The organism is Paracoccus sp. NSM (assembly GCF_052379855.1).
Classification (GTDB): Bacteria; Pseudomonadota; Alphaproteobacteria; order Rhodobacterales; family Rhodobacteraceae; genus Paracoccus.
In genome coordinates, this window is the sequence record NZ_JBQTCG010000011.1 from 65,067 (window position 1) to 78,327 (window position 13,261).

Below are 13,261 nucleotides of genomic sequence, written 5' to 3' on the forward strand. Positions count from 1 at the left end.
AATGGGTCTGCCGTGTCGACAAGCTCCGTCATGATCGTGTTTCAACCCACCCCATCACGATCCGCCCCGGCACGCCGTCGATGGCCCGTTCGGCATCACGCGCCAGATCCAGCCGCTTGCCCAGCTTGACCTGCGGCACCAGCAGGAAGATCGGTACCGTGGTCAGCCCACGGCCGGTTGTCGACCGTGATGCCACCGCGCGCCCCTTGCTGTTCAGCCGCCCCTCGGCCACCAACAGGCTCGGACCCCGGCGCCGGTAGATGAAGCGCAACCGCAGCCCCGTGCGGCGTTCCCATTCTCCGGGGGTGATACGGCCGCCTTTGGTGCTTTTCCCCGCCGCCGGGGTGGGGATGGCCAGCCAGAACCCGTTACGTGACCGGATCAGCGGCCCGGTGTCATGCGCGCCGACGATCACCGGGGCGTTCGACCAGACCAGCGCCGCGGCGTTCAGGCTCTCGCCGCCCTTGGGATAGGTTGCGAGGCGGATCGAGTTGCCGAGCCGGGTGCCGAGGCCTGCGCCAGTGATCTGGCGGCGCCAGGCGGATTTCAGGTCCGAGCCTGCCTCCCGCATGGCGTTGGTGACAGCCTTCTCGCCTGCCGCGATTTCCGCCTGCATCAGCGCGGCGAGGTTGGGGCTGATTTCCAGCTTCAGTTTCATCGTGTCACGCCGGGCGCAGGTCGAGGGTCCAGATCAGCCGTTCGCGGTCGCGCAGCGGTTCCCCCTGGATGACATGGCTGTCGGCACCGATGACGATCACATCGCCCGGGCGCGGGGCGGGGAGGTCCGCCACGCGCACGTCCACCACCGTCGTGTCGCTGACGAACCGGCCCGCGCCGAAGTCGGTGACGCGGTCTGGCGCGCGGCGGATGATCCGGATTGGCCGTTCCTCGGATGTCGAAGCCGAGATCCAGAGGGCCGGGGCCGCCATGGAGGCATGGGTGAAAATGCGGTCCATGGCGGCTGCAAAGACGGACATGGGTGGGTCCGTCAGTTCGACGTGTGCAGGCGGATCGCCAGACGTGGCCGCTTGTTGACCGGCAGGATCGAGGCGTCGGTCATCACGTCGATCCAGCGGCCTTTCTCGTCGAGATGCTGGCGGGCGTAGAGCGGCAGGCCGATGGTGTTGGCGGTTTCCAGCAGGTTCGCCGGGCCGCCATAGGTGGTGAAGGTGTCCATCGTGCCCAAGGGGAAGGCGATGCCTTCGTTCGCCGGGACCAGCCGTTCGGTGGCCTTGGTCGAGAGGGTGACGGTGCCGGAGTATTCCTCGAACAGGATGCCGCCAAAGGGGAAGTTGCGACGGACGTCCTCGCGCAGGGGCTGGGCACCGGTCGCGGCGTAGAACTTGTAGGCCTCCTCGGTCTTCGGGTGCGCGATCAGCTTGTCGAAGAACTCGCGGCTGACAAGGGCGTGCACGCTGGTCATCGCTTCGCCGAGCAGGTTGTCCTCGATGGCGCGCAGCACCTCGCGGACCTTGCCCTGCACGTTGGTGCCCGCGGTGCCCAGCACGAAGTCCACCGAGATCTGCGCCAGGCCGAATTCGGTGAAGTAGTTGTAGAGGGTGGTCCCGGCGCCATCCTTCACGATGCCGCGGAGCGCGTTCATCTCCATGTATTCCCGCGTCTGGGCGTGCTTGCGGCGCATCAGCTGCAGCTTGCGGTTCATCACCTCGACGAGGGGATCGGCCGCGTCGAAGGCTCCGAGGCCGGGTTGTCCCTGGATGTCGGCGGGCAGGATCACATCGTCATGCGGGATCCACGGCAAGGCGAAGGAGCGCATCGAGCGCCCCTCGCGGGTGCCGACGGTCGCCGGGCCGCCGAGGGGGACGGAGGGCAGAAGGCTCAGGACGCCCTCGTATTGCTCGATGATGACCGAGCGCTGGCTGACGCCTTCGAAGCGGAAGAGGCCGATCTGGGCGAGGCGGGTGTAGAGGTTGGGCAGGATGTTGATGGCCTGCGTCATCTCGGCCAGCGAATAGCCGCCAGCGTCGAAGGGATTGCGGACGAGGGTCATGGGATGCTCCGGGGGATGAGGGGGATCAGACGCCGTCGCGGGCGATGATGCCTGCGGCGGCCAGCTGGCCGATCTTGGTGGTGATCTTGGCCGCGTCATCGACGGTGGCGTCGTAGGCGAGGCCAGCGCGCGAGACGATGGCCGGGCCGCGGGCGACGACGATGCCGGTGGCATCGGCCAACGTGGCATCGACGGCATAGAGCAAGACGGCCGTGGCGGTCTGCGCACCATCGGTGCCGCCGCTGGTCGCCAACTTGTATTTGCCGCTGGTGGTGATGCGGCCGAGGACGGCGCCGACGGGGTAGGGCATACCCGCGAGCAGTGTCACCACTTCGCGGGTGTAGTTCGGGTTGACCTCGTATTTTAGGACGTCGCCCATGCTGGGCGGTTCCGTCAGGACGGGCATGGTTCAGTCTCCAGGATGTTGGGAAAAAGGGAGCGCCGGGATCAGCGCGAGGCGGCGGCCGACTTCTTCGCGGCCGCGACGATGGGGCTCTCCTTGGCACCCGCCGCGGGGGTGGTGGCGATGATGCCCTCGGCATCGCTGCGGGCTGCAAGATCGGCCAGGACCTTGGCGCGCAGCGCTTCCGGCTTAACGCCCTTGGCGACGGCATCGGCGGCGTCGATATGGATGCCGAGGCGCGCGGCCTGCGCACATACCTGCGCGACTTCGGCCGCCTCGGCGCGGATCGCCTCGGGCGACATCGCGACCGCCGCGGTTTGCGGCGGCGCGACTGCCGCGGGCGCGGCCAGTTCCGGCGGGGTGCTGGCGGTAGGCGCCGCCGCAGGCTGCGCATGGTCTTCGGGGGCAGTGGTCATCATCGGGCCCTTTCCTCTGGGGGTGATTGTGCCGCGGGGTGCGGCGGCGAAAGCGCGGAAGGCGGCGACGGGATCGGCCACCTCGTCGGCGAGCCCGGCGAAGACCGCCGCCTCGCCGCGGAAGACGGCGGCTTCGGTGCCCAGCGCGCGGAGGGTATCGAGGCGCCTTCCGCGACCCTCGGCGACGGTCTCGGCGAAGAGCTGGCGCAGGTCCTCAAGTTCCCCTGCGATCCGGGCGCGGACGGCCTCGGGCAGCGGCTGATAGGGGTTCGCATCGACCTTGCGGGCGCCTGCATGAATCAGCGTGACGGCGATCCCCTTCTGGTCCAGCGCGCCGCTCATGTCGCTGTGCATGGCCACAACGCCGATGCTGCCGACCGCGCCGGTGCGGGGCAGGATGATGCGGTCGGCCTGGGAGGCCAGCGCATAGGCGGCCGAGAGGGCGTGGTCGGCGACGAAGGCCTGCACAGGCTTGACCTGCCGCGCAGCGCGGATGCGGTCGGCGAGGTCAAATGCCCCCGCGACTTCTCCACCGAAGCTGTCGATGTCGAGGGCGATGCCGCGAATGGCGGGGTCGCCCAGCGCTGCCTGCAGCTGGGCAGCGATGCCCTCGTAAGAGGTCAGGCCGGAAGACTGCCCGATCCATGCCCCGCGGTGCACCAGCGTGCCCGCGATCTCGATGACGGCGATCCCGTCCACGACGGCGAAGGGCTGGCTACCGTTGCGCGCCTGGCGGTTGGTCAGGTCATCACCGAACAACGACGCCCGGGCGGGCAGGCTGGCGGTATCCAGCGCTTCCGCCGCGATTTCCACCCCCTCGACGCTGATTTCCCGCTCCGCGATCCGGGGGCCAAGCCCCGTCAGAAAGGCCAGTGCCTTGGCGGGATCGACCATCAGGGGCGTGTTGAACACGCGCTGGGCGATCTGGGTGTGATGCATCATCCTTCCTCCGCAGGCCGGGGTTCCCGATCCTCGCCATCCTCTGCGTCGTCTGGGTCTTCTGGCTTTTCGGTTGGGCCATCCGGAGCGCTGGGCGTGCCAGCTGCCTGTGCGGGCGACCCTGGCCGCCGGAAGTCCAGACCCAGCGCCGCCTCGCGCTTTCGTTCGGCAGCGATTTCCCGGTCGACCTGTTCGGCGTCGTATCCCCGCTCGGCGATGGCCTGCGTGCGGGACTTGAGGCCCGCCTCGATCTGCAGGATCTCGGCCGACGCATCCTTGGCCGGGTCGATCCAGTCCCATTTCGTGGGAAGCCAGTCGCAGGCGAGGTATTGCCGCCGGTCGCTGGCATAGCCCGGCAGGTCGATGGCTCCAGCCAGTACGGCAATGTCCATCCAGCGCGTCCAGACCGCGCGGCAGAGCTGGTACACCATCACCGAATGCTGGAAGGCCGAGATGCGACGGCGGAAGTCGACCAAGGCGATACGGGTGTTGGAGAAGTTGCCCTTGGCAGTGTCGCCAGTCAGATAGCCATAGGGCACGCCCAGCGCGGCGCCGATCTGCAGAAGCGTGCGATACTGGAAGGGTTCGTAGGTGGACCCGGAATCCGGCGTCGAAGGAGTTGTGACGTCCTCGCCCGGGTCCAGCCGCACCACCTGGCCCGGTTCGACCTCAAGATCGTCCTCGGCCGGATCGAGAGCTGTTTCCGGGGCGGGGGAGGTGATGAACATCGCGAACATTGCCGCGGTCTTCTTCCGCTCGAGTTCCGCATCGTCATAGAGGTCCAGCGTGAAGAGCTTCACGACGGCGGCGGCGAAGCGCGAAACACCGCGCAACTGGCCTGCCTCGACCGGGTCGAGGATGTGGATGACCTCGGATGCGGGCACGCGCACTGTTTCCCCCGCCAGCCCCGGATCGGTCATGTCGCCAGGATGGCGGCGCAGGAAGTGATAAGCGACGCGGCGACCGATGCCGTCGAACTCGATACCCTGACGGATCAGCCCCGCGCCGGGCAGGGTGCGATTCATGTCCAGGGGCAGCATTTCGGCGGGCAGCATCTGCAGTTGCAGCGGTACGGTCAGCCCATCCTCCGCCCGGCGCGGGCGGATGCGAATGAAGACCTCGCCTGCGAGGAACACCTCGCGCGCCGCCCGGCGCTGCAGCCCGAAGAAGTCGGTCAGCCCCTCGGCATCGGCCTCGTCGGTCCAGGCCAGCCAGAGCTTCTGCAACTCCTCCTTCTTGGCGGCGTCAGTGATCTTCGACGAGGGCTTGATCCCGTCGCCGACGACATGGTTCGCGAAGGCATCGACCGCGTTCGCGGCATAGCCGTTGTTCCGGACCAGCCAGCGCGCCCGGGCGGTGATCGTCTCGCCCGAGGCCGCGATCAGCGTGTTCACATGCGCGCGGGTGGCGCGGAACCCGCGCATGCGCCGGTGGGACTGCGCCGCGTCGAACCCGCCGATGATGCTGCCGAGGCGCTGCCGGAAGGCGTCGAGAACCATGGTCATAGACCCTTCGTCGCGACCGTGCCCCAGCGGCGGCGACGCGGGGTGGCCGAGGCGGAAGCAATCCGGCCCTCCAGATCCCGGATCGCCGCGGCCAGTTCCGCGTCCGATCCATAGGTCACGGTCTTGCCGTCATAGCTGACGCTGCGCAGCCCGGCGAAGCGGGCTTCTTGCAATGCCGTGAGCAGAGCCTGCATGCGTTCCAGGTCCATCAGTCCCTCATGAAGTTCGGGGTATAGGCCCGCCGTTTCCGGCGTGGCGTGGTCAGGGTTCCGGCCTTGGGCTGGGCCGGGTCGGGTGTTGCAGGCGCTGCGGCGACAGCCGCGGGCATGCGCGTTTCCACACCAGCTTGCGCTTCCAGCCGCCGCCAGGTGGCTTCGTCCCATCGGTCGGCACCGAGAATCCATGCCGCGGCGCGGGCATAGACCCGGCAGTCGAGCGCCTCGTTCCGCTCGCGCATCTTCTGCCACTCCTGATGGGCGTAGCCGCGCTTGTTACGGATCGTGACCAGCTGTTCGGCGACCAGCTGCTTCAGCCATTCGGTGTCGGCCCAGCCGGGGAGGTGGATGGTGCCAGGAGCGTCCAGCACGCCCAGCGCCCGGTCTTCATCACTCGGCCGCTCGATCCGCAGGAACCGATAGGTTTCCGCCTTGAATGTCGCTGTCGCCACCGACCAGAGCCGGGCGCCGCGACGGAGCCGTTTGCCGCCGATGGTGGCGTCGACGAAGGTCGGGCCTGAGACCGGGGCCGCTCGATTGAAGCCTTCGAGGCCCTTCAGGGGCGCCACCTGTTCGAATCCGACCTTGCGCGACCAGGCGTAGACGGCCGCGGCCTCGTAGCCGGTATCGATGCCAAGCCGCGCCACCGTCATGAAGGCGCCGTTGGCATGTTGCCACGACCGGCCGAGCAGGGCGGTCAGCTTGTCCCAGGCCGCCGGATCATCGGGGCCGCCCGGAATCACGATGTGATCGACGAGCCAGGAGTCGAGGCCCCGGCCCCAGGCCCAGATATCGACCTCGATCCGGTCCCTCTGGACGTCCGCCCCGGCCGTCAGGAACAGCCCCGCCATCGGCACCGTGCCGGGCTTCCAGGCCTCGCGCCGATCCGCCAGCCGCTGCCATTCCGGCGCATCGCCGCTTTCGACCCATGTCTCGCCCAAAAGCGTGTTGCGCGCGGCGCGCAGCGTCTCGTCCGAGCCTTGCGCCGCCAGCCATTCCCGCGCGACGTCGGACCAGCTTTTCCAGCCCAAGGGCGAATAGAGCGCCGAAAGGTGGAAGCCGATGGCTTTTGGATCCCTGGAAACCGCTGTCGCCCGCCATTCGCCGCGGGCCAGCATCTCCGTCTTGTAATGCTCGGCGATGGGCCGCTCGCAACCCTCGCAGTGATAGGCGGCCGTTTCAGGCTTCCCCTTCGCCCAGCGCAGCCGGTCGAATTGCAACCATTGCATCGCGCCGCAATGCGGACAGGGCACGAAGTAGCGCCGCTGGTCGCTGGCCTCGAATTCCCGCTCGATCCGGCTCAGCCCCCGGATCGTCGGGGTCGAGACCATGAACACCTTGCGCCGGTGCGAGAAGGTGGTGGTCCGCGCCTCGGCCAGCGTGACCGGGTCGCCTTCCTCGTCGGCCGAGGCCGGATAGGCGTCGACCTCGTCGAGAAACACGTACCGCGCGGGCATCGACCGCAGGCCAGTGGCGGAATTCGCCCCGGTCAGAACCAGGATGCCGCCGGGGAACTCCTTCGACAGCATCGAATTCCCGGCATCGCGGGATCGGGCCGGGTTGACCCGCTCCCGGAGCGCCGGGCTGTCCGCGATCAGCGGATCGAGACGGCCCCGTGAGGTGCGCTTCGCCAGTTCGAGGCTCGGCAGCACCGCCAGCATCGGTCCCGGGGCGTGGTGGATCACGAAGCCGATCCAGTTGTTGCCCGCTTCCGTGGCCCCGACCTGCGCCGCCTTCATGAAGGTGATGCGCTGCGCCGGATGGCCCGGGGACAGCGCATCCATGATCTCGCGCAGATAGGGCGCCCGAGCGGTGCGATAGCGTCCCGGTTCCGCCGCGCCCCGCGACGATAGCCAGCGATGCTGATCCGCCCATTCCGAGACAGTCAGGTTCGGGTCGGGGCGCAGGCCTTGCCGCCAGACCCGCAGCAGGTCCTCGGCGCCGTCGAAGCCGAGGTCGAGGCCTTCGGTCAGATCATCGTCATCCGAGGGAAACCCTGAGGTCGGCGAGGGCGTCGAGCTGTTCGCGGACATGGGCTTCCAGCACCCTCTGCATGATCGCGGTCTCGATCGTCACCGATGCCCCGGATTGCCGTTCCACCTCCGCCATGATCTGCGCCGCCATAAGTGCTGCCACCCGTCCGGGCCAGGTGACCCAGACATCCCGTTCCTGCCGCGCCAGGCGGAAGACGAGGGTCTCCGCCCGCGCCCGGTCGACCAACGTGCCCTTTTTCTTCTGGACCGCGATCTGCTTGTCCTGCGCGGCATAGACCGTCAGCAGCGTCCGGGCCTTGATGTAGGACGAGGTCTCGCCCGCACCGCTGGCGAGGGTTTCGCCACCCAAGCTGCGCCGCTGCTGGTCGGGGTCCGTCATCTCTGCCCGCCGAACATCCGAGGCCGCGGCATTGATCGACCCGTCGTCGTAGACCACCAACCGACCGTTCTTGCGCGCCTTCTGGACCCCACCGCGGGAGAGGCCGGAATGCGCCGCGTACTCGCGTTCGCTCATACCTTTCATGGCGCTGTGAGGCCCATCAAGATATTGAAAATAAACAGGAAAAGACAATCATTCCGGTTGATTGTCCTCCCCTCCAGAGCGAATCTGCGATCAGGAACTCACCCCTCGATCGGAGGCCACACCATGCCCGCAACCGCCAAACCCGCCCCCACCGCGCCCGAGGCGCTGATGCTCGACATCGCCAGGCGCCACTTCTTCGTCGAGACACTGGACACTCGGAACAGCGACGGGCTCGACTTCCACGACGTCGCCGTCTGGTCGATCCTCGCCGCCCTGATTGAGGCCTATGCCGCGGTCCTCGCCGCGGCGAAGCGCTGAGGGGGCCGCTGACATGACCATGGCCATCACCACCATCCGCATCGACTATTCCGCCCTTCCCGAGGGTTTCGATCTGAGCCGCCCGGACGCCATCGCCGAAGTCATCGAGCAGGCGCTGCGCGAGAGCGGGATCCCGGCCGAGGCGTCCGACGTCCTGTCGCATCTAAAGATCGAACTACCCACCGCCCAGCTCGGTGCCGCCAGCCGCGCGCTGGCCGAGATGCGGCTGATCTGACCGAAGCGAAAGCACTGATATTGCTCCGATTTGCCTACGATCATTCGCCCTATGGAGCGATGGTGTTGCCACCGGAACGATGCAACTCACCAAAGGATGCCACCGCCATGACCACCCGCCGCGCCGCCCAGAACGGTGAGACCGGTTCTGCCACCGGTTCAAAGAACCGGTCGAACGCCCTCGACGCCTTCATCGCCGCCAAGGCTGAGATCGACACCATGCTGGAGCGACTGAAGGCCCTCAGCGACGACCACTTCGAGACCCACCCGGGCGAAATCCATTGGGGACATGTCGGCACGCTGAAGCTCTACGCGGGCCTGCTGCGCCAGATCACCGACAGCGCCTTCAAGGAAGGCGAACACGCCGCCTGACGCGCCCACGCCGCGCGACGGCCGCCCCGCCCGAGGACGGGGCTTGCCTCCGTAGAAGGCGCGCACAGCGTGCGCCCACAGCCACGGAGGCTCCGATGACCACCCCGTCCGACACCCAATCCCTGATCCTGTCCCGCGCCGCGACCCGGCCCGGCAACCTCGCCCTGCCGCTGCCCGAGGGGCTGGTCGGTGCTGCCGCCAAGATGGTGGTCGGCAAGATGATCGCCCGCGGTTGGCTCGAGGAGGTCGAGGCCAACCTGCGTCGCCGCGAGCCGATGTGGCGCGAGACCGGCGACGGCCACGGCACCACGCTGATCGCCACTGAGGCCGGGCTGGAGGCCATCGGGATCGAGCCGCTGGCGGCCAGCGCCGTTGCCAGCGTGCGGAGGGCGAAGCCCAAGGCGGAACCGGAGCTGGTGCAGACGCCCGACGACAGCGAAACCGTGAAACCTGTCGCCATCCGCGCTGGCACCAAGCAGGCGCAGATCATCGCAATGCTCCAGCGTCCCGAGGGCGCGTCCATCGCCGAGATAGTCGCGGCGACGTCTTGGCAAGCGCACACCGCGAGGGGTGCCATTTCGGGTGCATTGGGCAAGAAGCTAGGGCTTGTTGTGACCTCGTCGAAGGAGGACGGCAGGGGTCGGGTGTACAGGATTTGCCAGTCCGACTAGAATGTGCCGGGTAAAGTGCGCGGCTCTTTTGGAAGGTTGCAAGCCAACCAGAATTCCAAAGCATTGTTGACGGTATCCGGGTACAAGCTGGCGCGAAAAACTTGGGAAGAGTGATCAAGGCATGCTGGATAAGAAAAGTAGACAGAAAATTGTGGACGCCTTGGGTCAGGCCGTCGATGATTTGGTTTCGGATCTCTATTCTGAAACAATCGATGGAGTAAGCAGCGTTCAGGAACCAGAAATAACTTCTCGATTGTGTCAGCGGCTGGAGGATCGCCTAGATAACACAAACGCAGGCGAATACACTATTCGCGTCATTGCGCAGTCCTTGCCTGATCGCGGCCCTCAATCGATGGAGAGACTGATTGGTGCGGACCTTTTTGTTTCTATCTCTTTGGACGGAGTCGACGGTTTCGATAAAGGGATCTTTATCCAAGCCAAGTATGATCGAAACCTTGACCGGGAGGAGCTGAAGGACGCCTGCCGTCGAATGCGTGACCATATTTCTGCAGAGGGTGTCTACGTTTGGGTCTATGAGCCAGAGGGCGTGAAGGTTATTTCTTCGCATCAGGTAGACCAGATGAAAAAGAACAGCCTCGGGGATGTCAGGCCCCGCTCCAGCACAGGATTCTTTGGCCGAGTCATTGACTGTTTTGCCGGGAGTAAAGCTTGGGGAATACCAAGTGGAGGCGATCGACGCAAAGCTGTTGCCGCCAAACTTCGCGAAGCTAGGGCGCGCAGCATCCTTGATATAAATCTCAGGAAGTAACGGCAGACTTCGAGAAATCTGTTAAGGGTATCGGACTAAAGGCGAAAGCTTGCTGAGCCTTCTCGCGTTGCCGCATTTCCCGTCGCCATCTCCCACCGCCGCACCGCGACGTCGCAATAGACGGGGTCCAGTTCCACCGCGCAGCAGCGCCGTCCGGAGCGTTCCGCGGCGATCAGCTGGGTGCCGGAACCACAGAAGGGCTCGAACACCAGGTCGCCGGGATCAGTGAAAGCCTCCAGCACCGCCTCGACCAGCGCCACAGGGAACACGGCCGGGTGCGATCCGGCCGCGCCCAGCCCGCCCTTGTGGCGCATGATGCGGAAGACGCTGTCCGGAATGCGGTGGCTCTGGATTGCGTTGCCGAAGCCGGTCTTGCGATGGACCGTGCCGTCGGCCCCGCGCAGGCCACCACCGCCGAGGGTCTCGCCCGCGTGCTTGCTCTCGACCGTCTTGTTCGGCTTCCGGGGCTGGCGGTTGAAATGGAAGATGAACTCGTGCGAGGGCGCCAGGCGACCGTTCCAGTCGCCGGGCAGGCCGGGCCCCTGGTCCCAGACATACCAGCCGAACCGCCGCCAGCCTTGCGCGCGCATCCAGTCAACCCAGCCTTCCCAATATGGGAGCCACTCGCCGTCGCGATGGACGAGGCCGAGGTTGACCAGCAGCTGCGCATCGGTGGTGAGGGGCGCCGCGGCGAAGACGCCCTGCATCAGCGCATCCCAATCGCCGACCTTCTCCTTCGCCGCGCCATAGTCGCGCTGCTGCACGTAGGGCGGGGAGGTGAACATCAGCGCCGCCTGAGCACCGTCCATCAGCCGCGCCACCACGCCCGGGTCGGTGGCATCGCCGCAGATAAGCCGGTGATCGCCCAGCGCCCAAATGTCGCCCGGACGGGTAATCGGATCGGCCGGGGCCTCGGGGATGGTGTCGGCAGTGTCATCGTCGATGGATGCGCGGTCGTCGGCATCGGCCAGCAGGGCATCCAGTTCATCTTCGGGGATACCGATCAGCCCGAGGTCAAAATCCTCGGCCAGCAGTCCGCGCAGTTCCTCGAGCAGCAGCGCCTCGTCCCACCCGCCCAGTTCGGTCAGCTTGTTGTCGGCGATCCGGTAGGCCCGGCGCTGTGCCTCGGTCAGATGGCCCAGCACGATGACCGGCGCATCCGTCAGCCCGAGCTGCGCGGCGGCCAGGACGCGGCCGTGGCCCGCGATCAACTCGCCGTCGGCGGCGACGAGGCAGGGGACGGTCCAGCCGAACTCGGCCAAGCTGGCGGCGATCTTCGCCACCTGGTCGGCATCGTGGGTCTTGGCGTTCCGGGCGTAGGGGCGGAGGCGGGCCAAGGGCCAATGCTCGATCCGGCCGGGCAGGAGGGGCGCGTTCATCCTGCCTGCCGCTTCGCCTTGAGGGCAGCGAAGGTCTCGCCGGTTTCCACCATCACCGCCTCGGCACCGGTAAAGGACTGCCAGCGCTCGATGGCGACGTCGACGTAGGCCGGGTTCAGTTCCACCCCGAAGCAGACCCGGCCTGTGGTTTCGGCTGCGATCAGCGTCGTGCCGGATCCCATGAAGGGTTCATAGACCGCCTGACCGGGGCTCGAGTTGTTCAGGATCGGTCGCCGCATGCATTCCACCGGCTTCTGCGTGCCGTGCACCGTGTCCGCGTCCTGATCGCGGTTGGCGATCTGCCACAGCGTCGTCTGCTTGCGGTCACCTGCCCAGTGGCCCTTGCCCCTGGCGCGCACCGCATACCAGCAGGGCTCGTGCTGCCAGTGATAGTCTCCGCGGCTGAGCACCAGCCGATCCTTGGCCCAGATGATCTGTGACCGGATCGCGAATCCCGCGGCCACCAAGCTGTCCGCCACGGTCGCGGCATGCAGCGCGCCGTGCCAGACATAGGCGACGTCGCCCGGGAACAGCGCCCAGGCCTCGCGCCAGTCGGCGCGGTCATCGTTCAACACCTTGCCGGTGCGCTTGGTCTTTGCGGCCCCTGCCTGGTTGCGCCAGGAGGGATCGTATTCCACGCCATAGGGCGGGTCCGTCACCATCAGCAGAGGGCGCACTTCGCCCAGCAGCCGCCCGACGACATCGGCGGATGTGCTGTCGCCGCAGATTAACCGGTGGGCGCCAAGATGCCAAAGGTCGCCCGGCACCGACACCGGCGTGACGGGAAGCTCCGGGGCGTCATCCTCGCCCTCGACCGGGCCATCCCCGTCCAGCGCCTCGGGATCCTGCAGCAGGGCGTCCAGATCATCGTCGCTGATGCCGAGCAGGGTCAGGTCGAAATCCTCTGCCAGCAGCCCCGCGATCTCGTCGCGCAGCAGGGCTTCGTCCCATTCGCCCAGTTCCGTCAGCTTGTTGTCGGCGATCCGGTATGCACGGCGTTCCGCTTCGTCGAGATGGCTGAGCCGGATCACCGGCACCTCGGTCAGCCCGAGCATCGTCGCGGCCAGCACCCGGCCGTGGCCTGCGATCAGCTCGCCATCGTCGGCGACCATGCACGGCACGGTCCAGCCGAACTTGGCCATGCTGGCGGCGATCTTTGCCACCTGGTCGTCGCCATGCATCTTGGCATTGCGGGCATAGGGGCGCAGCCGGGTAATCGGCCAGGACTCAACCTGGCTCGGCGCGAAGACGAGGTCCATGGGGCGGGGCTCGAGATGTGGGGGAGGAAAATGAAAAGCGCCCGCGAGGGGGTTCCTCCGGGCGCAATTCTTCGATGATCAAGGGGTAGGTCAATGGGGGCACATCTGTCAACCCGAAAAGTGAAGCGGATTCAACAGCTTCTGACGAATTGGCTTCCGAGGGTGGCTTCCCGCCCCCTGGCTTCCCCGGAGGCGGCTTCCCTGGCTTCCCGCCGGGAATCCACCCCGGCCAGATCGTGATTCCGCAAGCCGC

Annotated in this window: 16 protein-coding genes; 5 read left to right on the top strand and 11 right to left on the bottom strand. The window is 66.9% G+C overall.

Annotated elements, in window-relative coordinates; genetic code table 11:
* Window positions 1-28 precede the first annotated feature (28 nt).
* The 9 genes from ACTZWU_RS13970 to ACTZWU_RS14010 are packed head-to-tail and all read right to left on the bottom strand — an operon-like array spanning window position 29 to window position 8,006.
* Entirely contained in the window at window positions 29-658 is a 630-nt protein-coding gene (locus ACTZWU_RS13970) for a DUF6441 family protein (protein ID WP_444737971.1), read from the bottom strand.
* A 4-nt stretch (window positions 659-662) separates the two neighbouring features.
* Window positions 663-977: a head-tail joining protein gene (locus tag ACTZWU_RS13975; protein ID WP_444737972.1), complete on the bottom strand. Its 315-nt coding sequence runs from the start codon at window positions 975-977 to the stop codon at window positions 663-665.
* 11 nt (window positions 978-988) lie between these two features.
* A complete protein-coding gene (locus ACTZWU_RS13980) occupies window positions 989-2,011 on the bottom strand; it encodes a major capsid protein (protein WP_444737973.1) in 1,023 nt (340 codons plus the stop codon).
* A 25-nt stretch (window positions 2,012-2,036) separates the two neighbouring features.
* Window positions 2,037-2,417 (bottom strand): head decoration protein, encoded by a 381-nt coding sequence (locus ACTZWU_RS13985; protein ID WP_444737974.1) that lies wholly within the window; start codon window positions 2,415-2,417, stop codon window positions 2,037-2,039.
* Window positions 2,418-2,458: 41 nt separating this feature from the next.
* On the bottom strand, window positions 2,459-3,769 hold the full coding sequence (locus ACTZWU_RS13990) for a S49 family peptidase (protein WP_444737975.1): 1,311 nt from the start codon (window positions 3,767-3,769) through the stop codon (window positions 2,459-2,461).
* Window positions 3,769-5,268, bottom strand: coding sequence for a phage portal protein (locus ACTZWU_RS13995; RefSeq protein ID WP_444737976.1), 1,500 nt, complete (start codon window positions 5,266-5,268; stop codon window positions 3,769-3,771). The genes ACTZWU_RS13990 and ACTZWU_RS13995 overlap by 1 nt, the downstream gene beginning before the upstream one ends.
* A 2-nt stretch (window positions 5,269-5,270) precedes the next feature.
* A complete protein-coding gene (locus ACTZWU_RS14000) occupies window positions 5,271-5,483 on the bottom strand; it encodes a phage head-tail joining protein (protein WP_444737977.1) in 213 nt (70 codons plus the stop codon).
* Entirely contained in the window at window positions 5,483-7,522 is a 2,040-nt protein-coding gene (locus ACTZWU_RS14005) for a phage terminase large subunit family protein (RefSeq protein WP_444737978.1), read from the bottom strand. Before ACTZWU_RS14005 ends, ACTZWU_RS14000 begins: the two co-directional genes overlap by 1 nt.
* Entirely contained in the window at window positions 7,470-8,006 is a 537-nt protein-coding gene (locus ACTZWU_RS14010; RefSeq protein WP_444738002.1) for a hypothetical protein, read from the bottom strand. Before ACTZWU_RS14010 ends, ACTZWU_RS14005 begins: the two co-directional genes overlap by 53 nt.
* Window positions 8,007-8,129: 123 nt before the next feature.
* Between ACTZWU_RS14010 and ACTZWU_RS14015 the strand changes: the two genes are divergently transcribed.
* The 5 genes from ACTZWU_RS14015 to ACTZWU_RS14035 all read left to right on the top strand — a co-directional run bounded on the left by ACTZWU_RS14015 (window position 8,130) and on the right by ACTZWU_RS14035 (window position 10,370).
* Window positions 8,130-8,324, top strand: a complete 195-nt coding sequence (locus ACTZWU_RS14015; protein WP_444737979.1) for a DUF6900 domain-containing protein — start codon at window positions 8,130-8,132, stop codon at window positions 8,322-8,324.
* Between the two features lie 13 nt (window positions 8,325-8,337).
* Window positions 8,338-8,559, top strand: coding sequence for a hypothetical protein (locus tag ACTZWU_RS14020; protein WP_201744254.1), 222 nt, complete (start codon window positions 8,338-8,340; stop codon window positions 8,557-8,559).
* Window positions 8,560-8,666: 107 nt separating this feature from the next.
* Window positions 8,667-8,930: a hypothetical protein gene (locus ACTZWU_RS14025; RefSeq protein ID WP_444737980.1), complete on the top strand. Its 264-nt coding sequence runs from the start codon at window positions 8,667-8,669 to the stop codon at window positions 8,928-8,930.
* A gap of 95 nt (window positions 8,931-9,025) precedes the next feature.
* Entirely contained in the window at window positions 9,026-9,601 is a 576-nt protein-coding gene (locus tag ACTZWU_RS14030; protein ID WP_444737981.1) for a DUF3489 domain-containing protein, read from the top strand.
* Between the two features lie 121 nt (window positions 9,602-9,722).
* On the top strand, window positions 9,723-10,370 hold the full coding sequence (locus ACTZWU_RS14035; RefSeq protein ID WP_444737982.1) for a hypothetical protein: 648 nt from the start codon (window positions 9,723-9,725) through the stop codon (window positions 10,368-10,370).
* Between the two features lie 35 nt (window positions 10,371-10,405).
* Here ACTZWU_RS14035 and ACTZWU_RS14040 read toward each other — a convergent pair whose 3' ends face one another.
* Together ACTZWU_RS14040 and ACTZWU_RS14045 are read right to left on the bottom strand one after the other, a co-directional pair.
* On the bottom strand, window positions 10,406-11,749 hold the full coding sequence (locus tag ACTZWU_RS14040; RefSeq protein WP_444737983.1) for a site-specific DNA-methyltransferase: 1,344 nt from the start codon (window positions 11,747-11,749) through the stop codon (window positions 10,406-10,408).
* Entirely contained in the window at window positions 11,746-13,008 is a 1,263-nt protein-coding gene (locus ACTZWU_RS14045; protein WP_444737984.1) for a site-specific DNA-methyltransferase, read from the bottom strand. Before ACTZWU_RS14045 ends, ACTZWU_RS14040 begins: the two co-directional genes overlap by 4 nt.
* Between the last annotated feature and the right edge of the window lie 253 nt (window positions 13,009-13,261).

Bases quoted from the DNA above. Each gene is read 5' to 3' on its own strand.
- ACTZWU_RS14035 (WP_444737982.1), top strand. From the start codon at position 9,723: ATGCTGGATAAGAAAAGTAGACAGAAAATTGTGGACGCCTTGGGTCAG.
- ACTZWU_RS14005 (WP_444737978.1), bottom strand. From the start codon at position 7,522: ATGTCCGCGAACAGCTCGACGCCCTCGCCGACCTCAGGGTTTCCCTCG.
- ACTZWU_RS14025 (WP_444737980.1), top strand. From the start codon at position 8,667: ATGACCACCCGCCGCGCCGCCCAGAACGGTGAGACCGGTTCTGCCACC.
- ACTZWU_RS14040 (WP_444737983.1), bottom strand. From the start codon at position 11,749: ATGAACGCGCCCCTCCTGCCCGGCCGGATCGAGCATTGGCCCTTGGCC.
- ACTZWU_RS13975 (WP_444737972.1), bottom strand. From the start codon at position 977: ATGTCCGTCTTTGCAGCCGCCATGGACCGCATTTTCACCCATGCCTCC.
- ACTZWU_RS14010 (WP_444738002.1), bottom strand. From the start codon at position 8,006: ATGAAAGGTATGAGCGAACGCGAGTACGCGGCGCATTCCGGCCTCTCC.
- ACTZWU_RS14000 (WP_444737977.1), bottom strand. From the start codon at position 5,483: ATGGACCTGGAACGCATGCAGGCTCTGCTCACGGCATTGCAAGAAGCC.
- ACTZWU_RS14045 (WP_444737984.1), bottom strand. From the start codon at position 13,008: ATGGACCTCGTCTTCGCGCCGAGCCAGGTTGAGTCCTGGCCGATTACC.
- ACTZWU_RS13970 (WP_444737971.1), bottom strand. From the start codon at position 658: ATGAAACTGAAGCTGGAAATCAGCCCCAACCTCGCCGCGCTGATGCAG.
- ACTZWU_RS13985 (WP_444737974.1), bottom strand. From the start codon at position 2,417: ATGCCCGTCCTGACGGAACCGCCCAGCATGGGCGACGTCCTAAAATAC.
- ACTZWU_RS14020 (WP_201744254.1), top strand. From the start codon at position 8,338: ATGACCATGGCCATCACCACCATCCGCATCGACTATTCCGCCCTTCCC.
- ACTZWU_RS13980 (WP_444737973.1), bottom strand. From the start codon at position 2,011: ATGACCCTCGTCCGCAATCCCTTCGACGCTGGCGGCTATTCGCTGGCC.
- ACTZWU_RS14015 (WP_444737979.1), top strand. From the start codon at position 8,130: ATGCCCGCAACCGCCAAACCCGCCCCCACCGCGCCCGAGGCGCTGATG.
- ACTZWU_RS13995 (WP_444737976.1), bottom strand. From the start codon at position 5,268: ATGGTTCTCGACGCCTTCCGGCAGCGCCTCGGCAGCATCATCGGCGGG.
- ACTZWU_RS14030 (WP_444737981.1), top strand. From the start codon at position 9,026: ATGACCACCCCGTCCGACACCCAATCCCTGATCCTGTCCCGCGCCGCG.
- ACTZWU_RS13990 (WP_444737975.1), bottom strand. From the start codon at position 3,769: ATGCATCACACCCAGATCGCCCAGCGCGTGTTCAACACGCCCCTGATG.